Source organism: Neptuniibacter sp. QD48_55 (assembly GCF_047778115.1).
Taxonomy (GTDB): Bacteria; Pseudomonadota; Gammaproteobacteria; order Pseudomonadales; family Balneatricaceae; genus Neptuniibacter.
This window is the reverse complement of record NZ_CP180555.1, coordinates 413,130-438,265: the sequence shown is the minus strand read 5'-3', so window position 1 is coordinate 438,265 and position 25,136 is coordinate 413,130. Positions and strand designations below refer to the sequence as shown.

Sequence of the window (25,136 nt, the reverse complement as noted above, 5' to 3'; positions counted from 1 at the left end):
AACATTACGGTAACAATTCAGGTGTTACCGTACTACCCAGCAACTAGTACCAAAGCGTAACACCCAGTAACAAAACCGCTACAAAAGTAGATCAAAAAACAAACAACCAAAAATAAACCATTGTTTTATAAGGATTAATAAAAACTGGCACATGCTGTGCAATATATTGCGCGACAACAAAAAGAAGCACACTTCTTAAACTAGACCGCCAATAAAAATAAAAACTGGAATAGATTAAAGAAGTACCTGTCTCGAATAAAAATAATAATGAGGCTTAAGAAAGCTGATCGTAGCGAAGCTGTAACGATCTTAATATTGCTCTTAGAACAAAAACAACAAGCTGAGAAATAGCCGTTGTTGCCTGAGATGCGATCAGCTACCCATCTCCTTCCCTTTTTCTTCTATCTTTTAAATTCCCAATCTGCTGTGTAACAGTGGTATGATTGCGCACCCATTTAATTCGGGCAGTAAGCACTGTTTAGATTTGATATAAGCCTGAACACCCGTACAATTACTACCCTTTCCGGCTAGATAAATCGCATAGGTAGGCACAACCTTGCTTAAAACCATCAGTAACGCATTGAGCAAAGTATTTGGCAGCAGTACAGAGTCCGTTAATGACTCTGCTGAAAACACGCAATTAATCACTGCTGTTGAAAAGAAGTTGATCTCTGAAGATGAGCATAAGATTCCACGCCGTCATTTAGATGATAATGCCCTGAAAGTTGCCTACCGCCTCCAAGATGCAGGCTTCGAAGGCTACTTAGTTGGCGGATGTATCCGTGACCTACTGCTTAAGAAAAGACCAAAAGATTTTGACGTAGCGACAGATGCACATCCAGAAGAAGCTGCAGATCTGTTTCGCCGCGCCCGCCTGATCGGCCGCCGCTTTAAACTGGTTCATGTCCGCTTTGGCCGTGACCTGATCGAAGTCGCAACCTTCCGCGCAAGCCACGATAACCAAGCTGAAAATGCTGAAGGCGAACAAGGCAAACAATGCGATAGCGGCATGATCCTACGCGACAATGTTTACGGCACAATTGAAGATGATGCGCTACGTCGCGACTTCACTGTAAACGCGCTGTACTACTGCCCGAAAGATCACTGCGTCTACGATTTTGCCAATGGTTATGACGATCTGCAGAAAGGTATTCTGCGCATGATCGGCGACCCAGAAGATCGTTATAAAGAAGACCCTGTACGCATGCTACGTGCAGCTCGTTTTGCCGCTAAGCTTGATTTTTCGATTGAGCAGCAATCAGAAGCGCCAATTAGCACCTTAGCGCCAATGCTGAAACGCATTGCACCAGCACGCCTATTTGATGAAGTGCTAAAACTTCTGCAATCCGGTCACGCTATTGAATCTTACAAACAGCTACAACGTTTAGATCTGTTTGAGCCGTTATTCCCGCAGGTTCAGAAACTGTTACAAAGTGACAATCTGAATGTTCCTCTAGAACGCTTGATCGAGAACGCACTTAAAAATACTGATCGCCGTCTGGCACAGCGTAAGAGCGTTACACCGGCGTTCTTATTTGCAGCTATCTTGTGGTACCCAACTCAGCTACGTATGCAACAGCTGATGAAAGAGAACAAGATGCCACCAGTACCGGCGCTACATGAAGCGGCCAATCAGGTACTTGCAGAACAGGTTCGTTCAACCGCTATACCGCGTCGCTTCTCTACCCCAATCCGTGAGATTTGGGAGATGCAACTGCGTCTGCCACGCCGCCAAGGCAACCGTGCAGCACGCTTGATGGAGCAGCCACGCTTTAGAGCGGCGTATGATCTACTTTTACTGCGTGAAAACAGTGGTGAAGATCTAGGTGGACTAAGCCAGTGGTGGACTGACTTCCAGAACGCCAATGAGCCAAGCAAAAACAGCATGGTGAAAAGCTTAGGTAAAGGTGATAAGCCTCGTAAACCACGTCGTCGCCGTTCTAATTCAAACAAGTCCCGCCAAGAGTCATCGCAATGACGACTGCGGTTCGTTGTTACATAGGGTTGGGCAGTAATCTCGACAACCCTCTTCAGCATGTTGAACAAGCATTTTCTGAGCTGGCAGAACTGGAAAACTGCCGCTTAGTCAAAGCATCACCCATATACCGTTCTGCACCGGTTGGCCCTCAAGATCAGCCAGACTTTATCAATGCCGTTGCAGAGATAGAAACGACCCTAGAAGCCCATGCACTGCTGGATCAGCTTCAGGGGCTTGAGCAGAAACACCAGAGAGTCCGCGAGCGACACTGGGGCCCAAGAACCCTAGACCTCGACCTGCTTCTATACGGTAATAGCCAAATCAACACCGAACGTCTCTGCGTACCACACGCATTTATGCACGAGCGCAGCTTTGTTCTATACCCACTGGCCGATATCGCACCCGATTTAATCATGCCTAATGATGTAACTTTGTCTTCCCTATTAGTTGCATGCCCTATGGGCAGCCTGACAAAGATATAGGTATAATCGCGCCAACGCGTAATAACAGGAAGATCATTCCATGAGCAATATTACTCTGCACACGTTGTCCTCAATGAAGAAAGCGGGCGAAAAGTTCGCGGTACTGACCGCTTATGACGCTTGTTTCTCGCATGTTGTTAGCTCTGCTGGCACAGAAGTAATTCTGGTAGGCGATTCATTGGGCATGGTGCTTCAAGGCAATGACAGTACTCTACCCGTAACTGTTGAAGAGATGGCTTACCACACTCAAGCTGTCGCCAAAGGTAATCAGGGAAGCCTTATCATGGCCGACCTACCTTTCATGAGCTATTCCACTCCAGAACTTGCTATGGATAACTCCGCTGCACTGATGCAGGCGGGTGCAAACATGGTGAAACTGGAAGGTGGTGCATGGCTTGCAGAAACTGTATCTATGCTAGCTGAACGCGGTATCCCTGTTTGCGTTCACCTTGGCCTGACACCTCAAACTGTCAATAAGCTCGGCGGTTATCGAGTCCAAGGTCGCGATAAAGAAACGGCACAACAAATGATTAACGATGCCGTTATGCTGCAAGATGCTGGCGCTAGCGTGATTTTGCTTGAGTGCGTTCCATCTATCCTAGCTAAAGAGATCACTCTAGCACTGGATGTGCCTGTTATCGGTATTGGCGCAGGTTCTGACACAGACGCTCAAGTACTGGTTCTACATGACATGCTTGGCGTAACACCAGGCCGCAGCCCTAAGTTTGTGAAAAACTTTATGGCTGATGCCAATAGCATTGAAGAAGCGATCAGCCAATACGTGACTGACGTTAAAAGTGGTACTTTCCCTGCTTCCGAGCATGAGTTTGAATAAACATGATCACTCTACATACCATTGCTGATCTGCGTGCAGCCCTCAATAAAGAGCGAGCAGCAGGCAAGCGTATCGGCTTTGTACCAACGATGGGTAATCTGCATGAAGGTCACCTACAACTGATCGATCAGGCAAAAGCGAATAGCGATATTGTCGTTTCATCGATCTTTGTCAATCCTCTGCAATTTGGTGCAGGGGAAGATCTAGATAATTACCCACGTACTCTCGCTGCTGATCAAGAGAAACTGAATTCTCGCGGCTGCAACTACCTGTTTGCACCGACCGATTCGGAGGTTTACCCGAACGGACGTGAATCTCAGACACAGGTTGAAGTACCAGAGATTTCAGACCTTTATTGCGGCGCGACTCGCCCAGGCCACTTCCGTGGTGTTGCGACGGTCGTAGCTAAACTGTTTGGTATGGTTCAACCAGACGTAGCGATCTTTGGCGAAAAAGACTTCCAACAGTTGATGGTTATTCGCCGAATGACCGAAGATCTTAGCCTACCTGTAGAGATCCAAGGTGCGCCTATTGCCCGCAATGAGCAGGGCCTAGCATTGAGCTCTCGCAATGGTTACCTATCAGAGCAGGAACTGGAAACAGCCACCGTGCTTAACGCTTCGCTACGCGAAATTGAAGCCGCTCTGATTGAAGGTAATAAAGACTTCGATTCGCTGATTGAAAGCGCTCAACAGCGCTTAGAAACCGCTGGTTTCAAACGCGATTACTTGGTTATCTGTCGCAGCCAGGATCTACAACCTGCGACACCTGAAGACTCCCAATTAGTCGTACTAGCAGCTGCCTACCTTGGCCCTGCCCGATTAATCGATAATTTACAGATTAATTTGTAACCCCTCTTCCGAGTAGGGTTACACCTACTCGGAACCCCCTGATATCCCTCATATTTTTAAATTAAACGCTCAATTATTGCTGCAGCGCAATACTTGCTATTTCAATCGTAAGTCTTATACAACCCGCTACTTTCGTGGCTTGACAACCGGGGGCTCGGTCGCGCAGACTGCTAGGACGATGAGTTCTTGCACTGCAATAAAAACAATAAAGGTTGTATAAGTGCTCAGAAAAACGGATTTTGGCCGCCCCTAAATGAGTAGAGAGGGCACAACGGTCACTGAATAAACGCCGCTTTTCACTGAATACTATCGGCCAAAAATTTGGCCATACCATCATCGTGAAGAACGAACTTTGTACATAGCTAAGCTAAGAGGCATTTCGAATGCGTGACGTTGTAATTGTAGCTGCGGGTCGTACCGCAGTTGGTACTTTCGGTGGTTCCCTATCTAAAATTGCTGCATCTGACCTAGGTGCAACAGTTATCAAAGGTCTGATCGAGAAGATCGATCTGGACCCTGCAAAAGTTGACGAAGTAATCATGGGTCAGGTTTTGACGGCTGGCTGTGGCCAGAACCCTGCCCGTCAGGCGACGCTAAATGGCGGCCTACCAATCCAAGTTCCTGCACTAACTATCAACAAAGTTTGTGGTTCAGGTCTTAAAGCTATTCAAATGGCTACACAAGCAATCCGTTGTGGCGATGCAGACATCATCATCGCTGGTGGCCAGGAAAACATGAGCTCTTCTCCTCACGTTGTTCCAAACTCTCGTAACGGTGCTCGCATGGGCGACTGGAAAATGGTCGACACAATGATCAAAGACGGTCTATGGGATGCATTCAACGATTACCACATGGGTATCACTACTGAGAACATCGTTGAAAAATACGGCTTCACACGTGAAGAGCAAGATGCATTTGCTGCTGCATCTCAGAACAAAGCAGAAGCTGCTGTAACAAGCGGTCGCTTTAAAGATGAGATCATCCCAGTAACAATTCCTCAGCGCAAAGGCGATCCAATCGTATTTGACACTGACGAGCAGCCACGTTTCGGTTGCACGGCAGAAGCGCTAGGTAAACTACGTCCAGCATTCAAAAAAGACGGTACTGTAACTGCAGGTAACGCTTCTACTATCAACGATGGTGCTGCTGCAGTAATCGTTTGTTCTGAAGAGAAAGCGAAAGAACTAGGCCTTCCAATACTAGCCCGCATCAAAGCGTACGCTAACTCTGGTATTGATCCATCTATCATGGGTACAGGCCCAATCACTGCGACTCAGAAAGCACTAGAAAAAGCTGGCTGGTCTGTAGATGATCTAGAACTAGTTGAAGCGAACGAAGCATTCGCTGCTCAAGCAATGTCTGTAAACAAAGATCTTGGCTGGAACACTGACATCGTTAACGTTAACGGTGGTGCGATCGCTCTAGGTCACCCAATCGGTGCTTCTGGTTGCCGCGTATTCGTAAGCCTAGTTCACGAAATGAACAAGCGTGACGCGAAGAAAGGCCTAGCGACACTATGTATTGGTGGTGGTATGGGTACTGCACTGGCAGTTGAGCGAGACTAAGCTAGACTTAAGTCTAGTTACACCGTCCTACTCTTTAAACCGCAGCTCCGGCTGCGGTTTTTTTCTGCCTAAAAGAAGTTAAAAAAGGGTGAGAAGTTAACGAAACTAAACCTTGGTTCTCGGCTTAGTATTCAGCGATAGCACCTTTACCTACACCTTCATAGGCACGCACCAACACCTTATCATTTGGATACGATTGCTTGATCTGCTTGGCGAGATGATCAGCGATCAATTCAACCGTGCTATCTGTATCGATTAAGTAACAAACCGATGTAGGCAGGCTTATTGCAAAGTCACCCTGCGGTGCTGTGTAAGCGTAGTGATGACGACTCTCACACTGTTCAATTAGGTGAGATTCCGAACCTATATAGATATCGGTGAAACGTTCAGCCCACTCTTTTTCAAGATTGATTTCACGCTGATCATTGATATAGATTTCGATCTTAGAACGATGGCCATGCGCAATACGCTGACAGTTACCATCATGCTTCTGCAAACCATGGCTGTAGTGATAGAAAGCACCGTCGATTTTCTCAGGAACAAAGGAGATCTTTAGCCCTTTTACTTCATTTGGGAAAAGTTCTAAAAGCTTATCCCGACACCACTCAGCCAAAGTTTTCTCTGTGATCTCAGGCATACCTACTAGGCAGATTGCAGGCTCAGGGGAACGGCAATAAAAACTTTCACCATCCGCATAAAGCCACTCGACCTCAGTGTAGCCGTCTTGAGTAGAATGACTAAGGCGTGGCATGCCCGTAGGAACCACCAGCGCATGATCTACCCATAGATCAAACCACTGCTTAACCTTCTTCTTCACAATCCCAAAATCACAGATCATGCCTTGGTCATTTAGGCTGCCATCCAGCTCTAACTGCACAAGCCACGACTCCCCCATCAACCCACGTTGAGGGTGTAAATAGGAAAAATCGACATTGGTCAGATTATCAACAAAAAGTTTCACGGTAGGGCTCCTGATTTGAAGGCGCTATAGTAGCTTAAAACCTTCAACTAAAAAACGGTGCAGGCTATAGGGACAATGCCAGTTCCGATATACTACGTACTTTAAAGCTTGTTATAGACTTACCTTATGCGCCTAGATAAATACTTAGCACAATCTTCCGGCTTTTCCCGTAAAGAAGTTCGCCGCTTTATGAAAGCGGGTGAAGTTGTTGTAAACGACATTGAAGTTACCGATCCATCTATGCATGTGGGTGAAGACGATGAGGTTTATCTAAGTGGCTATCCTGTAGATGCACCTGGTGATAAGTACATCATGTTGCATAAACCTTTGGGCTGCGTATGCTCCAATGATGACGGCACTCACCCAACGGTTTTGAGTTTGATAGATCTACCGCGAGCAGAAGAGCTAACGATATGTGGCCGACTGGATGTGGACACCACCGGTTTAGTGCTTATCACCAGCAATGGTAAGTGGGCTCACAAAATCACCTCGCCAAAGCACAAAACAGGCAAGCTCTACCAAGTAACCACGGCTGATCCAATTCCAGAAGATGCCGTAGAAAAATTCAAGCAAGGTTTAATGCTGCACAATGATAAAGAGCGCACTAAACCCGCTGAGCTAACCTTAATTGCCAGCAATGAAGCCGAAGTCATTCTGACCGAAGGCCGCTACCACCAAGTTAAACGTATGTTCGCGGCTATAGGTAACAAAGTAGAAGAGCTTCACCGCGCACGTATCGGCAATATAGAGCTGGATGAATATCTAGAACCCGGCGAATACCGTTTTCTGACAGAAGAAGAGATTAATAGCATCTAATGAGTGATACAGCCTTTAATCTAATCGCCCCTTATATCCAACGCGCTTCCGGTCGCTCACTTTGGCTCGCTGATGAAAACTTGCTCAGTGCCAATATCCCAGCCAATGAAGCCGTTATCGCCATTACCAATCGAATCGATCTGGAACAGCATCTTTATCGCCAAGGTTGGAAGGTTTTCTTCTCCGATTATGATCTAAGCATCATTGAAGATAACAGTTTGGACTCTGTGATCTACCGAGTATCCAAAGAGAAGCCTGTAGTGCACCACCTTATCAATGAAGCTTTCCGCTGCTTAAAGCCTGAGGGAAAACTTTATATTGCCGGTGACAAAGGTGAAGGGATCAAAACTTACTTCAGCAAAGCTAAAAAGCTTTTTGGAGAGGGTGAAACCAGCAAGGCCGATAAAAACACTTGGTCCGTGACACTCACTAAAGTAAACGCTTCGAGTGAAGACCTGTTGGATGCTAAAGATTTCCACCAGCTGCGTGTCACTGCCAGTGACGAGACATTTGAGTATTACAGCAAACCTGGTGTGTTCGGTTGGGATAAAATTGATCGTGGTAGCGCCTACCTTATTGAGCATCTCGATAGTTTCTTAATGACCTTACCAGAACCGCCGAAAAACGCTCTGGATCTAGGCTGCGGTTATGGCTACTTGTCCTTGAATCTGAGCCACTTAGATATCCCGGTAACAGCGACAGATAACAACGCTGCCGCCTTAAAAGCCTGCGAGCGAAACTTTAACCGTTATCCGATTAACGGCAAAGTCATACCTGCGAGTTGTGCAGAGGGTATTACCGAGAAATTTGATCTAATCCTCTGTAACCCCCCTTTCCATGCAGGATTTTCCGTCGACGGAGACCTGACAGACCGTTTTCTAAAAGCGGCTCATGACCGTTTGAATGGGCGTGGGGTCGCCTGCTTTGTTACCAATATGCATATCCCACTAGAGCGAAAAGCTAAGCAGTTCTTCCATCAGGCTGAATGTATTGCCTCTAACGGCAACTTTAAGCTGATCAGGCTTACTCACAAGACATAAAAATGGGGCCAAAAGCCCCATTCTCTTTTGATCAACTAATACACTTCATGCCCTTCAATTTTAGGATACCCCGACCAAATACGGCTGTAGTCCATTCCATTAGTTTTCTGCATCTGCTTTTTATCCGATGTAGAAACTTCCTTTTTCATCACTTTTTCGACTTTATTCATAGATGCCGATTCACTGAGTTCCATCCCATTACTGCCATAAATAAAATTAATGGCTTGTTCGTGATCCGTATCCGCAGCCATACCTAGGGTAGGAACAAACATTAACGCAAGTAGTGTAGATTTAACTTTAAGAGACATATTATTTACCTTTCTAATTTAAGAGCTCCCTATACCACTGGGAGTTATATCGATTAATTGATATGCCCTTATGACAGAAAAGTAGACAAGTCGGTTCACCTAATAATTAAGACTAAAAAATACACTTCTTATAACTAAAAGAAGCTAAAAATTTATATTTATATCTTTCTTGCTGCGCAAAACACACCAAGAGCGGCAACTACAATCCCTATCATTGCCAGCATCGACAATGATTCATCAAACAGGATCCACGCCTCTATCGCGGTTAAAGGTGGCACTAGATAAAAATAGCTAGCGACCTTACTCGCCTCCCCTTCGCGGATCATAATCAGCAGTAACAGGATTGCAGTGACGGATAAGCCCAATACCATCCAAGCCAGTGCACCGATTAAGGTCCAGTTCCATTCCACCACACCGCTATCAAATGCATAGGCCAATATAGCCATCACAATAGCCATCGCCACGTATTGATAAAAAGCCCCCACCATCAGATCTACGCCAACACCGAAGCGTTTTTGGTACAGCGTGCCTAATGATATAGCGACTAACGCAATCACCGCAGCTATCCATGCATCTCCACCAGCCAAATAGTTCCCCTGTGAATAACCTTGGCTAACGACCATCACAACGCCGACCAAACCCAGCACCAAACCTAACCATTGGGTTTTCAACAACCGTTCCTGTAACCAGATGACAGCTAACACTGCCGTTAATATCGGCTGTAACCCCATCACCAATGAGGTAATCCCAGCTGGAAGAGACCAGTCGATTGCGGCAAAGACACCGCCTAAGTAACAGGCATGAACGAGAAACCCCACCACCATCTGATGACCTGCTTGAGGAAAGCTACACCATTGCGGTTTACGCCATGCTAATAAGCCCGCAAAGACAACAATCGTCAGCAAACTGCGTACTAGCAGGACGCTGAAAGGCTCCATATAAGGCACCGCATACTTGGCACCGATAAAACCGGTACTCCATATACCCACAAACGCCCAAGGAACTAAAGTTATCCACTGCTGTTTATTCAGCATGACTGACTCTCTACAAACTATCTAAATTAATTGCATCACTCTAGAGAGAACAGGCTAAACAAAAAAGGGACACAGGCAGGTCAGTTTCAAGGGTACAGATAAGCATTAAATTGCACTTGCCTGCAAATTTATACAAACTGTACCCATGAAAAAGTATTTACTGTTGGTACAGCAGCTTAGCTCTAGAATCGAAAATGGTGATTTATCGCCCGGCACCCGCTTGCCCTCTATCCGAGCCTTAAGCCTGCAATACCAATTAAGTAAAAATACCATCATCAAAGGCCTGACTGAGTTAGAGCAGTCACAACTGATTTACGCTAAACCAAGACTAGGGTTCTTTGTCTCCTCCCCGAAAAACTCAGTTCCTGCCATCAAGCCGCGTAAAGTAAAACTGGGCTCGACTGCATTCAGCGTTTTGGGCGCTGCGAATCAACATGGGCACTTAGCTCTCGGTTCGGCTTACCCCGATTCCAGATGGCCAACGGTCGCTTGGTATTATCAGCAGCAAGCCAAACATACTCGTCATTGGGCACACACCAGTGAAAAACGCCGCAGCCATTACAGCACTCCGCCGGGCGATCCTAAACTTCTTTCCGTATTAGCTGATCACCTAAATGCCACCGCATTTAGCTGTAATAGTGAAGAGATTGTGATCACGCATGGCGCTCAGGAAGCTTTATCACTCTGCTTACGCTCTGTTGCCCAGATAGGGGATACTATTGCCGTTGAATCACCCTGCTACTACGGCACTTTACAGTGCATTGAAGCTTTGGGGCTTAAGGTATTGGAGCTGCCTTCAGATCCAATTTTAGGGACTAATTTAGATGCTCTAGAAACCGCCCTAACTCAATGGCCAATTAAAGCGGTACTGACCAACCCAAGCTTTAATAACCCGCTAGGTTTCAATCTAGATTTAGCAAGTCGGCAGCGTTTAATGGCCATTGCTAACAAGTGGGATATTGCGGTTATTGAAGATGATGTCTTTGCAGAACTGAGCTTCAACCAACAAAGACCGACAGCGCTTAAAGTGATGGATACCGATCAACGAGTACTGCATTGTGGCTCTTTTTCTAAGACCGTAGATGCCGATATAAGGCTGGGTTGGGTGCTACCCGGGCGCTACTACGAACAAGTTAACTTCCAAAAATTTGTTACCAGCATCGCTTGCTCTGCCATATCGCAACAAGGCATCAGTGAATTACTGATAGGCCGCCGTTATCGCCGTCATCTCTCACAAGTTAGTCGTGGCTACCAAGAGAGAGTCGAGATGCTCGATGAAGACATCCGTCAACATTGGCCCAGTAACACCTGCTTTATCAAACCAAGCGGCGGTATTTTGCAGTGGTTTACACTGCCTAAACAGGTCAATAGCGACCAACTATTTCAACAAGCGCTTGAGGCAGGTATTGGCATTTCACCCGGTAACCTCTTTTGTGCAGACCAGCGTTTTAATCACCATATCCGCTTATGTTTTGCCCATTACACTCGGCAAATAGAACAAGTCGACGCTATTGCACAGTTAGGCAAATTAATCGCTTCGTACTAATCTATTCCCTAAGTGTTACAAAGATGAGCAATTCTCTCCAACGTACGTAAATTAAGGCTTTCAGCAAGCAGCACTCAGACTATCAACGAACTTATCCACAGATTATTGGGATAAGTTATTACCGAGACGACTTGAGGAAAAAGCCATTATTCGGCACATTGGGATATAACAGACTCAAGCCAGCCATAAACAACATATAAGGTTGAATAAGATGAAATTCATTAAAATGTCACTGTTTATATTCTGCATCGCCAGCATTAATACTGTGCATGCCTCTAGTGAATTTATAAAACAAGCCGTTGCTGCAGAGCACCGCAGCGAAAAGAATATAGCGCGTGATGTTTATCGACATCCTGTAGAGACACTCTCTTTTTTCGGCATAAAACCCGATATGACTGTCCTTGAAATATTACCAGGCGGTGGATGGTACACAGAGATCCTTGCGCCGATGTTGAAAGACAAAGGACATCTCACCTTAGCGAGCTTCGGCGCCGATCACCCAAACAACTTTTTACAGGGCTTACACAACAAACTTGTGACAAAGCTACAAGCCAATCCATCAGTTTATGGAAAAGCCGATGTAGTGGTGTTTAAGAAAGGTGATACCTATTTATCTGAAGTTCCGGATAACTCTCAAGATATGGTGGTTACGTTCAGAAATACCCATAACTGGATACGTTTTGGAGGCATAGAAGAGGTCTATCCTGCCTTTTATCGCGTACTGAAAAAGGGCGGAACTCTTGGCATAGTTCAACACCGTGCTGAAGAAGGCAGTGATTACAAAGAAAGTGCTGAAAATGGCTACGTTCCAGAAGCTTATCTAATTTCATTTATTGAAGGTTTAGGATTTGAACTCGTTGAGACGTCTGAGATCAACGCCAATCCTAAAGATACTAAGGACCACAAAGCTGGCGTCTGGTCCCTACCACCGAGCTATCGTTTAAAAGAAGTTAATAAAGCGCATTACCAAGCAATCGGTGAAAGTGACCGTATGACCCTAAAATTCATTAAAAGGTAAGAGTTATAAAACGCTAGGAAAACGATAAACCATAAGCCGCCCCGTTATTGCTCAATAGCGGGGCACCCCCTGACATTAAATATCAGAGAAAAGTACAACCTGATTTCGTCCTTGGGCTTTTGCCATATACAGCGCTTCATCTGCCGCACTAAGCATTTGATTGACTTGTTTAAACCTTCCTTGTTCCCAACTAGAGATACCAATACTGACAGTCACCGCAATATTATGTTCTTCTACCTCAATTGAGAGCAGTTCAACATTGTGACGGATACGTTCAGCAACTTTTCGCGCGGCATTTAAATCAGTCTCCGGCATCAGGATGGCAAACTCTTCTCCCCCCAGACGAGCGACAATATCGGTCTTACGCGCCGTATCTACACATGCCTGATAGAATACTTTTAAAACTTCATCTCCAGCGGCATGACCGTAGGTATCATTCACCCTTTTGAAGTAATCGATATCGAGCATAAGCAACGAGAGCGGTCTGCGATAACGTTGCACACGCCCTAATTCATGTTCAGCCAACTTATTAAATTTACGGCGATTAACCGCGCCAGTCAGTGAATCGGTTGAAGCTAAGCGACGATAGCGCTCATGCTCAATCGTCTTATGCTTAAGGTCCATTAACTGCCGTTGTTGATGAACCTTGTTCCTAATATCTGCCTGTAAAAGGCTACGGCGGCAACTCTCATAGGCTTTAATCGTACGCCCTAACTCATCATCAACAAACCGATCGGTAAAGACAAAACTTTGATCGCCTTTGGATAAACGCACCATCGCCCGATTCAACATAGCCACAGGCGAGATAATACTGATATTTAACATCCAGCAGGCGAGCAACGTCAGGCCAGTTATTAACAACAAGATCAACGAGGTTAGATACAACTTGAGTCGTGCGTCAGCAGCATTTTGATCAGCCAACTCCGTAATATCCATCACCAACTTATCAGCTAACGCTTTGAGTAAGTCGATTTTTTCTGACAATGCTGAGAACCATAGCGCTTCCGTTAGTTGTATATCTTCGCGGTTTTTGGTCTGTAAAACCCGATAAAGCTGCAATTCTAGGCTCTCTACTTGTTGGAAGCTTTCGCTAGATTCCATCCTTTGATAAGCCTTCTGTTGGCTGATACTCGCCACCTGATTAAAGTATTGAATCAAACCTTGCTGTTGCCCCATTAACGAGATCAGCTTATGCAACTCAGATTGATTCATGCGATCATCTGCCAGGATCAACGTACCTAATGCTCGCTCCTGACCAGCAACCTCTTTCAAATTTACAACTGAGGTAAAACTAGACAGATGTGATTCCAACTCAGCATCTAACCCCATAAAGGTAAATGCTGCTGGTATCTTCAATAGATAATCAATTAAAGCGGTGTAATAGTGCTGCATTTCAATAATGGATAGCTCTTGTTGATCAACTTTTTCCCGTTGTTGATCGATTACATCCAACCAATTTGAAGACTCTTGCAACAAAGTCTGTATCTGAGGAGACAGTTCATTCTCTGAAAGCTGTTTTGCTCGAACTAGGAAGTCCTTAATTGCTTGATCTGTTTGCAAACGCGTTTTGGCTATATCAAGGGAAAACACTTGGTATTGCGACGCTATCAACCCTGTAGTCAAACCCCGCTCTGCTTGTAAGCTATGACTTAAAGTATTAACTTCATGGGCAATCCCAGTAAGTTCGGATAGTTGCTCCATCGTTTGGTAACGGCTGATACTGCTACTTAACAGAACCAAACTTAAGAGCAACATCCCTAATGCCGGTATAAATGCCGTTAAGAGAATTCTTTTTCCTAAGGGTAATCTCGCACTGATAAATCGTCCGATTTTAGAAAAAAATCGCTGTGGCTTATTGGTAGAGTCGGTCGCGCCTTTATCACTCACACATTGGTGATAAGACATATCATCTACAGCAATATGGTTCAGTAGCCAATCAACGAGAAATAGATAGACATCCCGCGCCACTTCAACTGAATCAGCATGCAACAACTGCTCTTTGAGCTCTGGGATTTTATTGATAAAGGATTGATGGCCTTGAATATGCTCATCCAAGTCGGGGTAACCACAGCGCGCCATTAGTGCTTCTTCACGTTGAAAGTGAAGCGAAACATACTCTTCTAACTTCGTGAAAACTTGGCCTATGATCTCTTTTTCATGATTTTCTTCAATGGCATTAGCGAGATCCGAAATAATTGCTAACAACCGCTTATGGTCATTATCAATTGCTTCAACTCCAACACTTAAACCCTGATTCCACTCGAAACCAGCCATACTGCACATCGCTCTATAAATAAGATAAGTCAGTCACAGCCCCAAGACATCCTCTGCCTTATCTATTTACCTTAATGCGCATGCGCAGGCCGTTATGCAAGTAATGATAATAAATACACGCGAGAAAACCATTACGCCTTGGCATTAATACCACTAGATAAATTGTGGTTTAAGTAAAAAAACTCACCTGTGAATAAGCTTTAAACGCAACGTTTAAATCAAACTGTCAGATTGTGAGCAAATCCCCATACACCTTGTATTCATTGGCATGCAGCCATCCACTCTCAACCTATTAACGTACTTATCCACATAAAACTTGGATAAAACCAATGTAGATATATTCACAGATATAAAAAAACCGCCGATAAACGGCGGTTTTTAATTCCTAGAAAGGAAAGTTGATGTTATGCGTTTGCAGCGATGATATCTCGTAATACCATCGGCAAGATGCCTTTGTGGCGAATCTGATCCAGCTCAGAAGACGTATCAACACGAGAAGTCAGCTCTAACTGCTGTGATGAGCCGTCTGCTCGGTTAATAGTCAGGCCGACTGTGCCGCGTGGTTCCAGAGTATCGATACCACTCAGGTCAAAGGTTTCTGTACCATCAAGATTTAGTGATGCACGCGTCACACCTTCTGGTAATTGCAGCGGTAATACCCCCATCCCCACCAGATTAGATTTGTGAATACGCTCAAAGCTTTCAGCGATAATCGCTTTAACACCTAGCAGTGCGGGACCTTTTGCAGCCCAGTCTCGTGATGAACCTGTGCCATAAAGCTTGCCACCAAATACAACGGTAGATGTACCTTCAGAACGGTAGCGCTCAGCCGCATCATAGATAGACATCTGTGCTGGAGCTGCATTAGACGAATAATAGTTCGTTACTGCGCCAGTAGTACCTGGAAGCAACAAGTTTCGGGCTTTTACGTTGCCGAAAATACTGCGCAACATAACATGGTGGTTACCACGACGTGCACCCAGAGATGTCATATCTTCGTCTGCAACGCCTTGTGAACTTAAATATTCACCTGGAGGTGAATCTGGACGAATTCGGCTAACTGGGGAAATATGATCGGTGGTTGTGTTGTCATCACACATCACTAACATACGCGCACCTGAAATATTGTTTAGTGAATCTTCAGGTGTTTCCAGTGAGAAACCATCAAAGAAAGAGATCTCTTGGATATACGTAGAGTCTGCAGCCCAGTCATACACAGGACCCGTTGGAGATTCGAGGTTCTGCCATGTAGCAGGGCCATCCAAAGAATTTTCGTAGGTTTCGCGGAACGCTTTCGGGTCCATGCATTCAAGCATGGTCTGGCTGATTTCAGCATTGCTCGGCCAGATATCCTTAAGGTAAACATCGTTACCATTGGCATCCTGACTAATTGGCTGTGTCGTAACATCAATATTGACATTGCCAGCCATCGCCATAGCAACCACCAGCGGAGGAGACATTAGGAAGTTGGTATCAACATCTGGGTGCACACGACCTTCAAAGTTACGGTTACCCGATAAAACGGATGCAGCAATAATATCGTGGTTCTGCAGCGCTTCTTCGATACTTGGTGCTAGAGGACCAGAGTTACCCACACAGGTAGTACAGCCGTAACCCGCAGTATTAAAGCCCAGCGCATCAAGATGCTGTTGTAGTCCAGCCTTGGTGAGGAAGTCGGTAGCAACCGGTGACCCCGGAGCCAAAGACGTTTTAACACCGTCAGGTACTTTAATACCGAGTTCGTTAGCTTTCTTAGCCAGCAGACCTGCTGCAATCAATAGGCCCGGGTTAGAAGTGTTGGTGCAGGCTGTAATCGCAGCAATCACGATATCGCCGTCTTTTAACTCACGCTCAGGCAGCGGTGCGAAAATACCCGCTTCGTCTGCTTTCATCGGCGTCACTTTAACGACTTCAGGATTACGATCCCCTTCAGCAGCTGCTTTTTGGAACACCTTACCAATCTCAGCTAGCGGCAATCTATCTTGAGGTCGTTTCGGGCCCGCTACAGACGGCTCAACGGTAGACAGGTCAAGTTTCAGAAGGTCGGTATAACGTGGCAATGCCTGACCTGGTTTCCAAGCCATATTTTGTGCTCTGTAGTATTCGAGCGGCAGATCACCATCCCTACCTGTTGCTCTCATATACTCAGCAGAAACTTCATCAAACGGGAAGAAGCCCATGGTTGCGCCATATTCTGGTGACATGTTTGCAATGGTTGCGCGATCAGGCAGAGAAAGGTTGGCACAACCTTCACCTACGTATTCAACAAACTTACCCACCACACCCGCTGGGTATTTACGCAGCATCTCGGTGATGGTTAGTACTAGATCGGTTGCAGTAACACCTTCACGTAGTGCACCTGTTAGCTCAACACCGACTACTTCAGGTGCCAACATCTGCATAGGTTGACCTAGCATTGATGCACCGGCTTCAATACCACCAACACCCCAACCAACAATACCTAGCGCGTTCGCCATTGGCGTATGACTATCCATACCAATAAGGGTATCTGGTGCCATTAGCCCATTAATATCGAGGTAACCCTGAGCTAGATACTCTAGGTTAACCTGATGAACAATGCCGGTTTGTGGTGGAATAATTCGGATCGTGTCGAATGCTTGCGCACCCCATTTCAAGAAGGCATAACGCTCTTTGTTGCGCTCTGCTTCTAGTTCACCATTGATTTTTAGTGAAGCCGGGCTGCCCGTATTATCCATTGTTACTGTATGGTCAATAACAAGATCTGCACGAACAAGAGGCTCAATGATTGCCGGATCTAAGCCCATACGCTGAACCGCTGAACGCATCGCAGCAAAATCAACAATCGCTGGGGTACCACTTAAATCGTGCATGATGACACGACCCGCGGTGAAAGGAATTTCGATCGGCTTTGTACCTTGGTGCTCTGTCCAACTTCCAAGCGCCTGAACCTGCTCAGCGGTTACGCCGTTTTGGCCAACATTTCGAGCAATTCCTTCCAAGATAGGACGAAGTGAAAATGGTAATGCATCAAGATCGATACCAAACTGTTCTGCGGTATCTGGAAGACTATGGTAGCTGTGCTCTGTTCCTGAGAGTGTTCGAACAGAGCTAGATGGATCGAAATGGGTCGGGCTTGTCATTTTTTATACCTCACGCAGATAGGACGTAGCTGAAGCCATAACCTTTATTTTTACGAGTTCTCGTTCACTAGAACCGCTCGATTTCCTTGTTGGTTACATTTTCAGGCGTCACACGAACCGCTATTGCAGAACATCCTAGATTTATCGGCCGTCGTTTCCGATATTTTCTGCAACACAAATTATTACTTTTTTAAGATTGTCGACAATATTAGCCAACAACCGACTCAAATCAAGTAATACGGGCATTAAATTGCACAAATTACATACAATCTAAGACTATTTGCTAGTAAAAACGGGTGTTTTTTGAACAGAACCGAAGAAATTTGAATCAAGCTCGCTGCATTTCAGATAGAGCTCGGAACTGGATTATGGGATCCATAAGAAAGCGATGTTTAAGCTATAGATAGAGGGTGCGCTAAGAAAGCGAGAGGCGTTTATCACTATCAGTAACCTCGATTTAGAAACTAGGATTTAGCTTGGAGAAACATCCATCCTTGGTTAATTGGGGTTCGACAGTGGGTAAAAACTCCCCGAAGAAACATCTAATAATTAACCTAGCTTCTGTTTAGCTAATTTAGATAATAAAGGCTGTCATCAAATTGCGTTATAGAAGGAGAGCAAATTAATTCCACTTACCTCTCCAATAGAAGACTGTACCAACGAAACCACGGACTGGCGGACTATGCGTCAGCAACGAGCACAGAAACAAAGGCTAATTAAGCAATCCCTTGAAAAATGATTATTATTTTCAATTAAGAAAACAATTAAAACCATTTTTAAATGATTACTATTTTCAATAAAGGCAAAAGCTGCCATTTTTTATAATAAAAATAGATACCTACAACCAATGTATACCCTCTTTAAAAGCCTTGATTTAAGTACTATTTTTTAAATTTATAGCGACTATTAGCCTCATTTAAATAGTTTTGATTGAGCTGTTTGCCTGTTTTTTTTTATAATCTGCGCACAAATCATAACTAGATTTAAGTGAGACGTTGGACGCCATGAGCTACTATTCTGACTACCTAGAAGAAATTGAGGTTCGTAAAAAGGACCTGGGTCTAAACCCAAAACCAATCGATAGCGCTGAATTGCTATCTGAAATCATTGCCCAGATCAAAGACACTGGTAATGCAGAGCGCGAAGCTTCTCTAAACTTCTTCATCTATAACACGCTACCTGGTACTACGCCAGCGGCTGGCGTTAAAGCGGCTTTCCTAAAAGACATCGCTCTAGGTAAAGAAACTGTTGCTGAGATCTCTCCAGAGTTCGCTCTTGAGCAACTGTCTCACATGAAAGGTGGTCCTTCTGTAGAAGCACTACTAGACATCGCTCTTTCTGACGATGCACAAGCTGCTGCAGCGGGCGAAGTTCTTAAGTCTCAAGTATTCCTATATGACGCTGATACAGCTCGTCTAGCGGACGCTTTCAAAGCGGGCAACGCAATCGCTAAAGATATCCTAGAAAGCTACTCTAAAGCAGAGTTCTTCACTAAGCTTGACGATATCCCTGAGAAAATCAAAGTTATTACTTACATTGCTGCTGAAGGCGATATCTCTACTGACCTTCTTTCTCCTGGCAACCAGTCTCACTCACGTGCAGACCGTGAGTTGCACGGTAAGTGCATGATCTCTCCAGAAGCTCAGCAAGAAATTAAGAAGATGGGTGAAGACAACCCAGACGCTAAAGTGATGCTGATCGCTGAGAAAGGTACCATGGGTGTAGGTTCTTCCCGTATGTCTGGTGTAAACAACGTTGCACTTTGGGCAGGTGAGCCAACTTCTCCATACATCCCGTTCGTAAACAACAAACCGGTTGTTGCGGGTACTAACGGTATCGCGCCTATCTTCCTAACTACGGTTGGTGTAACTGGCGGTATTGGTCTTGACCTTAAGAACTGGGTCAAGAAAACTGACGCAAACGGCGAAGTTGTTCGTGACGAAAACGGCGATCCAGTACTAGAAGAAGCATACTCTGTAGCTACTGGTACTGTTCTAACTATCGATACTAAAGCTAAGAAGCTGTACAACGGCGACGAAGAACTAGCTGATATCTCAGACGCGTTCACACCACAAAAAGTTGAGTTCATGAAAGCGGGTGGTTCTTACGCGGTAACATTCGGTAAGAAACTTCAAACGTTCGCTGCTGAAACTCTAGGTGTTGAAGCTCCAGCTGTTTACGCTCCATCTAAAGAGATCTCTCACGAAGGCCAAGGCCTAACTGCTGTTGAAAAAATCTTCAACCGCAATGCTGTAGGCGTGACTTCTAAGACTCCTCTACACACTGGTTCTGACGTTCGCGTTAAAGTGAACATCGTAGGTTCTCAGGACACTACTGGTCCTATGACTTGCCAGGAACTGGAAGCAATGGCTGCTTCTAAAATCTCACCAAGCGTTGATGGTGCATTCCAGTCTGGTTGTCACACAGCATCTGTATGGGATAACAAAGCTAAGGCTAACACGCCTAAGCTAATGGCATTCATGAACGCATTCGGCGTAATCACTGCACGTGATCCGAAAGGCGTTTACCACTCAATGACTGACGTAATCCACAAAGTATTGAACGACATCACTGTTGATGACCGTGCAATCATCATTGGTGGTGACTCTCACACGCGTATGTCTAAGGGTGTAGCATTCGGTGCTGACTCCGGTACTGTTGCGATCGCATTGGCTACTGGTGAAGCAGCAATGCCAATTCCAGAGTCTGTAAAAGTAACCTTCAAAGGTGCTATGAAGCCTCACATGGACTTCCGTGACATCGTACACGCTACTCAAGCGCAGATGCTTAAGAAGTTCGCTGGCGAAAACGTTTTCCAAGGTCGCGTAATCGAAGTACAGATCGGTACTTTACTAGCTGACCAAGCGTTCACGTTCACTGACTGGACTGCAGAAATGAAAGCGAAAGCTTCTATCTGTATCTCTACTGACGAAACACTAATTCAGTCTCTAGAACTAGCTAAGTCTCGTATTCAGATCATGATCGATAAAGGTATGGAAAACGAAGCAGGCATGCTTCAAGGCCTTATCGCTCTAGCTGACAAGCGTATCGCTGAAGTTAAATCTGGCGAAGCTCCAGCACTTGCTCCAGACGAAAATGCTAAGTACTACGCTGAGCTAGTAGTTGACCTAGACGCAATCGATGAGCCAATGATTGCTGACCCAGACGTTAACAACGAAGACGTTTCTAAGCGTTACACTCACGATGTTATCCGTCCAACTTCTTACTACAACGGCCGTGAAGTTAACCTAGGCTTCGTTGGTTCTTGTATGGTTCACAAAGGCGACATGCAGATCATTGCTGCAATGCTACGTAACCTAGAGAAGAACGGTCCTATCACGTTCAACGCACCTCTAGTTGTTGCTCCGCCAACTTACAACATCGTTGACGAGCTAAAAGCTGAAGGCGATTGGGACATCCTAGCGAAATACGCTGGCTTCACTTTCGACGATGAAAATCCAAAAGAAGAAGCACGTACTAAGTACGAGAACATTCTGTACCTAGAACGCCCAGGCTGTAACCTATGTATGGGTAACCAAGAGAAAGCGGAAGCTGGTGACACTGTACTAGCAACTTCTACTCGTCTATTCCAAGGCCGTGTTGTAGAAGACTCTGCTGAGAAGAAAGGTGAATCTCTACTAGGCTCTACTCCAATGGTTGTTCTTTCTACTATCTTGGGTCGTTTCCCAACATTGGAAGAGTACAAAGCAGCTGTTGAAGGTATCAACCTAACGTCTTTCGCTCCACCAAGCGAAGACCTAAGCGTTGCACCACAAGCTATCCCAGCTGCACGTATCTAATCATTAGATAACGTCAGCAATAAAAAGCCCCGATAATTCGGGGCTTTTTTGTTTTTACCAAGAACTAAAATTGCTACGTCATTTAGAACGGAATATCGTCGTCAAAGTCAGCTGGCTGAGGCGCGGGCGCTGCATTGGAGTTAAAGTACTCTTGCTCAGAAGCTTCTGGAGATGACGCTGACTGAATCTTCCAGCCAACAAGGTTGTTGTAATAACGACCATTATACTCTCGACCACGAATATCAAAGCTCACTGTAACTTCCTGTCCGACCTGCAGGGATTCAAGCAAACTAACCTTATCTTGCACAAACTCTAAGTTGATCTCTTGAGGGTATTTACCGTCATCCACTGTCACGACCATTTCTCGCTTCGTGAAGCCACTATTGAACGTTTGCGGATCTTGGATCAGTTTGATTTTGCCAGTTAGCTCGTAACTCATGAATGCTTTCCAAAGGTATCTAAAATTTCAAAATTGAGTTAATTAAATCAAAAATAAAAAAAGAAGTCTTCGTTAGAGTTTAAAGCTGCACTAACATTCACCTTATTAGCTGGGTCTTAATACAACCTACGCCGGACTAACCCTAGAGTGGCTCTGGACTAACTCCTAGCTTCTAGCAACTAGCTACTTACGAACGCTTAGGCAACACCCAGTCAGGACGCGGAAAGTGGCAGGTATATCCACCAGGATAGCGCTCGAGATAATCCTGATGTTCAGGTTCTGCCACCCAAAAATCGCTAGCAGCTTCAACTTCAGTTACCACCTTACCTGGCCACAAGCCGCTGGCTTCAACATCAGCGATTGTATCTAGCGCCGTTTGTTTTTGTGCATCATCTAAAAAGTAGATCGCAGAGCGGTAGGATGTACCACGGTCATTACCCTGTCGATTAGGCGTGGTAGGGTCATGAATCTGGAAGAAAAACTCCAATAAGGATCGGTACGAAATCAATTCTGAATTAAATAGGATCTCAATACCCTCTGCATGTGTACCATGATTTCGGTATGTGGCGTTAAAGACATCACCACCGGTATAGCCTACACGAGTCACTATAACGCCCGGTAATTTGCGAATTAGATCTTGCATACCCCAGAAGCATCCACCAGCAAGTATTGCTCGTTGTTCACTCATTCAGGCATCCTCCAATTTAAAAGCTAGCGATAGACCATTATATGTTTGTTATAGCGCTTGCTGGAAAGTTCCCACAGCTCAAACGCTTTAGTCAACAAATGACCTGTAACTTGTACGCCCATTAGACGCTTAAGGTTTATCTCACACATAAAAAAACCGCCGAAAAATCGGCGGTTTTTTTCAGTCTTTAGCCACTAGTAGCGAAGCATTTTCACCACTGGCTGCTAAAAGAAACTTAGCTTACTGCATCATCAGCAAGTAGATCTTTCATAGATAGTTTGATACGGCCACGCTGGTCTACGTCCAGTACTTTAACCTTAACCATCTGATCCATCTGGATGTAGTCAGTTACTTTCTCAACACGCTTGTTGTCGATCTGAGAAATGTGAACTAGACCATCTTTACCCGGCAGGATGTTAACGAATGCACCGAAGTCTTCGATACGTACAACCTTGCCTTCGTAAACCTGACCAATCTCTGCTTCAGCAGTGATTTCGATGATCTTATCAGTAGCCGCTTTAGCTGCTGCTTTGTCTGCAGCGTATACGCGAACTGTACCATCGTCTTCGATGTCGATAGATGCGCCAGTCTCTTCAGTAAGTGCACGGATAGTTGCACCACCTTTACCGATAACGTCACGGATCTTCTCTGGATTGATCTTCAATTGAGTCAACGCAGGCGCGTTATCTGGAAGCTCTGGACGAGCGTAACCGATAACTTTAGCCATCTCTTTCAGGATGTGAACACGTGCTTCGTATGCTTGCTCAAGCGCGATGTCCATGATCTCTTCAGTGATACCAGTAATTTTTATATCCATCTGAAGTGCAGTGATACCAGTTTCAGTACCCGCTACTTTAAAGTCCATGTCACCTAGGTGATCTTCGTCACCCAAGATGTCAGTTAGGACAGCAAAGCCGTTCTCTTCTTTAACAAGACCCATTGCGATACCCGCAACTGGTGCTTTAAGAGGTACACCTGCATCCATCATAGATAGAGACGCGCCACATACAGAAGCCATGGAGCTAGAACCGTTAGATTCAGTGATCTCAGATACGATACGGATTGTGTATGGGAATTCTTCTTGAGTTGGAAGAACCGCAGCAACACCACGACGCGCTAGACGACCATGACCGATTTCACGACGACCAGCACCAGCCATACGACCACATTCACCTACAGAGTATGGAGGGAAGTTGTAGTGAAGCATGAACGGATCTTTACGTTCGCCTTCGATTGCATCGATGATCTGCTGATCACGTGCAGTACCTAGTGTACAAGTCGCGATAGACTGAGTTTCACCACGTGTGAATAGCGCAGAACCGTGAGTACCTTGTAGTACATCGATCTGAACATCGATACCACGAACAGTTTTGTTGTCACGGCCATCGATACGAGGTTCACCCGCAACGATACGACCACGAACGATCTCTTTTTCCAAAGAGCTAACGATACCAGATACATCACCAGCAGAAGGTTGACCTTCTTCATCACCTGCAAGGTTTTCAACCGCTTGAGCACGTAGCTCTGCAAGCGCATTTTGACGCTGCATTTTGTCAGCAATCTGGTAAGCAGCAGTGATGCCTTCGCCTACTTCAGCGCGTACTTTAGCGATTAGATCTTGATCTTTTTCTGGAGCAGTCCATTCCCAAGCTTCTTTACCTGCTTCAGCAGCAAGTTCGTTTACAGCGTTGATAACAACCTGCATCTCTTGGTGAGCGAATAGAACCGCACCTAGCATTTCATCTTCTGAAAGCTCTTGTGCTTCAGATTCAACCATTAGTACCGCATCAGCCGTACCTGCAACAACCATGTCCAACTCAGAAGTTTCTAGTGCTTCGTAAGACGGGTTAAGTAGGTAGCCGTCTTCTTCAGTGAAGCCAACTCGTGCTGCACCGATTGGACCTTGGAATGGGATACCAGATATAGCTAGTGCAGCAGACGTACCGATCATCGCTGCGATATCTGGATCGTTTACTTTGTCAGCAGACATTACTGTACAAACAACCTGAACTTCGTTCATGTAACCCTTAGGGAACAATGGACGAATTGGACGGTCGATTAGACGAGAGGTAAGCGTCTCTTTTTCAGATGGACGTGCTTCACGCTTAAAGAAACCACCAGGGATACGGCCTACAGCGTAGTACTTCTCTTGGTAGTGAACAGAAAGAGGGAAGAAACCCTGACCTTCTTTTGCTTCTTTAGCGCCAACAACAGTACAAAGTACTTCGTTACCACCCATTTTAACCAGGACAGAACCTGTCGCCTGACGCGCAACGCGGCCAGTTTCGATAGTTACTTCCTGACCACCAAACTGGAATGTTTTAGTAGCTACTTGGAACACAATAATTTTCCTTTAAATAATTTGGCGGGGCAGTATGC

At 45.3% G+C, this 25,136-nt stretch carries 18 protein-coding genes; 10 read left to right on the top strand and 8 right to left on the bottom strand.

Going from position 1 to position 25,136, the window contains the following annotated elements; all coding sequences use genetic code 11:
• Positions 1-556: 556 nt before the first annotated feature.
• The 5 genes from pcnB to ACMXYW_RS01960 all read left to right on the top strand — a co-directional run bounded on the left by pcnB (position 557) and on the right by ACMXYW_RS01960 (position 5,711).
• Complete coding sequence (gene pcnB / locus ACMXYW_RS01980; RefSeq protein ID WP_415905023.1) at positions 557-1,978, top strand: polynucleotide adenylyltransferase PcnB; 1,422 nt, start codon at positions 557-559, stop codon at positions 1,976-1,978.
• Positions 1,975-2,460, top strand: coding sequence for a 2-amino-4-hydroxy-6-hydroxymethyldihydropteridine diphosphokinase (gene folK, locus ACMXYW_RS01975; protein ID WP_415897434.1), 486 nt, complete (start codon positions 1,975-1,977; stop codon positions 2,458-2,460). Before pcnB ends, folK begins: the two co-directional genes overlap by 4 nt.
• A 40-nt stretch (positions 2,461-2,500) precedes the next feature.
• Positions 2,501-3,295: a 3-methyl-2-oxobutanoate hydroxymethyltransferase gene (gene panB, locus ACMXYW_RS01970; protein WP_415883329.1), complete on the top strand. Its 795-nt coding sequence runs from the start codon at positions 2,501-2,503 to the stop codon at positions 3,293-3,295.
• A gap of 2 nt (positions 3,296-3,297) precedes the next feature.
• Positions 3,298-4,146, top strand: coding sequence for a pantoate--beta-alanine ligase (gene panC / locus ACMXYW_RS01965; RefSeq protein ID WP_415883328.1), 849 nt, complete (start codon positions 3,298-3,300; stop codon positions 4,144-4,146).
• Between the two features lie 383 nt (positions 4,147-4,529).
• Positions 4,530-5,711: an acetyl-CoA C-acetyltransferase gene (locus ACMXYW_RS01960; RefSeq protein WP_415905022.1), complete on the top strand. Its 1,182-nt coding sequence runs from the start codon at positions 4,530-4,532 to the stop codon at positions 5,709-5,711.
• A 124-nt stretch (positions 5,712-5,835) separates the two neighbouring features.
• Here the strand turns inward: ACMXYW_RS01960 and ACMXYW_RS01955 are convergent, their stop codons facing one another.
• Positions 5,836-6,672 (bottom strand): 6-carboxytetrahydropterin synthase, encoded by an 837-nt coding sequence (locus ACMXYW_RS01955; RefSeq protein WP_415905021.1) that lies wholly within the window; start codon positions 6,670-6,672, stop codon positions 5,836-5,838.
• Between the two features lie 126 nt (positions 6,673-6,798).
• Here ACMXYW_RS01955 and ACMXYW_RS01950 point away from each other — a divergent pair, with 126 nt between their 5' ends.
• A complete protein-coding gene (locus tag ACMXYW_RS01950) occupies positions 6,799-7,488 on the top strand; it encodes a pseudouridine synthase (protein ID WP_415883324.1) in 690 nt (229 codons plus the stop codon).
• Positions 7,488-8,528 carry a methyltransferase gene (locus ACMXYW_RS01945; protein WP_415905020.1) on the top strand — a complete coding sequence of 347 codons (1,041 nt, stop codon included), beginning with the start codon at positions 7,488-7,490 and terminating at the stop codon, positions 8,526-8,528. The genes ACMXYW_RS01950 and ACMXYW_RS01945 overlap by 1 nt, the downstream gene beginning before the upstream one ends.
• A 35-nt stretch (positions 8,529-8,563) precedes the next feature.
• On the opposite strand, the gene ACMXYW_RS01940 is transcribed toward ACMXYW_RS01945, so the two are convergent.
• Positions 8,564-8,836, bottom strand: coding sequence for a hypothetical protein (locus tag ACMXYW_RS01940; protein ID WP_415905019.1), 273 nt, complete (start codon positions 8,834-8,836; stop codon positions 8,564-8,566).
• Between the two features lie 158 nt (positions 8,837-8,994).
• A complete protein-coding gene (locus ACMXYW_RS01935; protein WP_415905018.1) occupies positions 8,995-9,870 on the bottom strand; it encodes a DMT family transporter in 876 nt (291 codons plus the stop codon).
• Positions 9,871-10,015: 145 nt separating this feature from the next.
• On the opposite strand from ACMXYW_RS01935, the gene ACMXYW_RS01930 reads away from it, so the two are divergent.
• Both ACMXYW_RS01930 and ACMXYW_RS01925 read left to right on the top strand, forming a co-directional pair.
• Positions 10,016-11,416 (top strand): PLP-dependent aminotransferase family protein, encoded by a 1,401-nt coding sequence (locus ACMXYW_RS01930; RefSeq protein WP_415905017.1) that lies wholly within the window; start codon positions 10,016-10,018, stop codon positions 11,414-11,416.
• A gap of 211 nt (positions 11,417-11,627) precedes the next feature.
• Positions 11,628-12,434: a class I SAM-dependent methyltransferase gene (locus ACMXYW_RS01925; RefSeq protein ID WP_415886796.1), complete on the top strand. Its 807-nt coding sequence runs from the start codon at positions 11,628-11,630 to the stop codon at positions 12,432-12,434.
• 75 nt (positions 12,435-12,509) lie between these two features.
• On the opposite strand, the gene ACMXYW_RS01920 is transcribed toward ACMXYW_RS01925, so the two are convergent.
• Together ACMXYW_RS01920 and acnA are read right to left on the bottom strand one after the other, a co-directional pair.
• The gene (locus ACMXYW_RS01920; protein WP_415905016.1) at positions 12,510-14,708 is read right to left on the bottom strand and encodes a bacteriohemerythrin; all 2,199 of its coding nucleotides are present in this window, start codon (positions 14,706-14,708) and stop codon (positions 12,510-12,512) included.
• Between the two features lie 404 nt (positions 14,709-15,112).
• Complete coding sequence (gene acnA / locus ACMXYW_RS01915; RefSeq protein WP_415905015.1) at positions 15,113-17,830, bottom strand: aconitate hydratase AcnA; 2,718 nt, start codon at positions 17,828-17,830, stop codon at positions 15,113-15,115.
• A 1,004-nt stretch (positions 17,831-18,834) separates the two neighbouring features.
• Between acnA and ACMXYW_RS01910 the strand changes: the two genes are divergently transcribed.
• On the top strand, positions 18,835-21,630 hold the full coding sequence (locus ACMXYW_RS01910) for a bifunctional aconitate hydratase 2/2-methylisocitrate dehydratase (RefSeq protein WP_415905014.1): 2,796 nt from the start codon (positions 18,835-18,837) through the stop codon (positions 21,628-21,630).
• A gap of 82 nt (positions 21,631-21,712) precedes the next feature.
• Here ACMXYW_RS01910 and ACMXYW_RS01905 read toward each other — a convergent pair whose 3' ends face one another.
• The 3 genes from ACMXYW_RS01905 to pnp all read right to left on the bottom strand — a co-directional run bounded on the left by ACMXYW_RS01905 (position 21,713) and on the right by pnp (position 25,098).
• A complete protein-coding gene (locus ACMXYW_RS01905) occupies positions 21,713-22,069 on the bottom strand; it encodes a DUF3127 domain-containing protein (protein ID WP_415899961.1) in 357 nt (118 codons plus the stop codon).
• A 187-nt stretch (positions 22,070-22,256) separates the two neighbouring features.
• Positions 22,257-22,757 carry a peptide-methionine (S)-S-oxide reductase MsrA gene (gene msrA, locus ACMXYW_RS01900; protein ID WP_415905013.1) on the bottom strand — a complete coding sequence of 167 codons (501 nt, stop codon included), beginning with the start codon at positions 22,755-22,757 and terminating at the stop codon, positions 22,257-22,259.
• A gap of 235 nt (positions 22,758-22,992) precedes the next feature.
• Positions 22,993-25,098, bottom strand: coding sequence for a polyribonucleotide nucleotidyltransferase (gene pnp / locus ACMXYW_RS01895; protein WP_415905012.1), 2,106 nt, complete (start codon positions 25,096-25,098; stop codon positions 22,993-22,995).
• Between the last annotated feature and the right edge of the window lie 38 nt (positions 25,099-25,136).

What these genes read in the sequence shown, in the direction of transcription:
- folK (WP_415897434.1), top strand. Translation starts at nt 1,975, where the DNA reads ATGACGACTGCGGTTCGTTGTTACATAGGGTTGGGCAGTAATCTCGAC.
- panB (WP_415883329.1), top strand. Translation starts at nt 2,501, where the DNA reads ATGAGCAATATTACTCTGCACACGTTGTCCTCAATGAAGAAAGCGGGC.
- panC (WP_415883328.1), top strand. Translation starts at nt 3,298, where the DNA reads ATGATCACTCTACATACCATTGCTGATCTGCGTGCAGCCCTCAATAAA.
- ACMXYW_RS01960 (WP_415905022.1), top strand. Translation starts at nt 4,530, where the DNA reads ATGCGTGACGTTGTAATTGTAGCTGCGGGTCGTACCGCAGTTGGTACT.
- ACMXYW_RS01950 (WP_415883324.1), top strand. Translation starts at nt 6,799, where the DNA reads ATGCGCCTAGATAAATACTTAGCACAATCTTCCGGCTTTTCCCGTAAA.
- ACMXYW_RS01945 (WP_415905020.1), top strand. Translation starts at nt 7,488, where the DNA reads ATGAGTGATACAGCCTTTAATCTAATCGCCCCTTATATCCAACGCGCT.
- ACMXYW_RS01940 (WP_415905019.1), bottom strand. Translation starts at nt 8,836, where the DNA reads ATGTCTCTTAAAGTTAAATCTACACTACTTGCGTTAATGTTTGTTCCT.
- ACMXYW_RS01935 (WP_415905018.1), bottom strand. Translation starts at nt 9,870, where the DNA reads ATGCTGAATAAACAGCAGTGGATAACTTTAGTTCCTTGGGCGTTTGTG.
- ACMXYW_RS01930 (WP_415905017.1), top strand. Translation starts at nt 10,016, where the DNA reads ATGAAAAAGTATTTACTGTTGGTACAGCAGCTTAGCTCTAGAATCGAA.
- ACMXYW_RS01925 (WP_415886796.1), top strand. Translation starts at nt 11,628, where the DNA reads ATGAAATTCATTAAAATGTCACTGTTTATATTCTGCATCGCCAGCATT.
- ACMXYW_RS01920 (WP_415905016.1), bottom strand. Translation starts at nt 14,708, where the DNA reads ATGGCTGGTTTCGAGTGGAATCAGGGTTTAAGTGTTGGAGTTGAAGCA.
- acnA (WP_415905015.1), bottom strand. Translation starts at nt 17,830, where the DNA reads ATGACAAGCCCGACCCATTTCGATCCATCTAGCTCTGTTCGAACACTC.
- ACMXYW_RS01910 (WP_415905014.1), top strand. Translation starts at nt 18,835, where the DNA reads ATGAGCTACTATTCTGACTACCTAGAAGAAATTGAGGTTCGTAAAAAG.
- ACMXYW_RS01905 (WP_415899961.1), bottom strand. Translation starts at nt 22,069, where the DNA reads ATGAGTTACGAGCTAACTGGCAAAATCAAACTGATCCAAGATCCGCAA.
- msrA (WP_415905013.1), bottom strand. Translation starts at nt 22,757, where the DNA reads ATGAGTGAACAACGAGCAATACTTGCTGGTGGATGCTTCTGGGGTATG.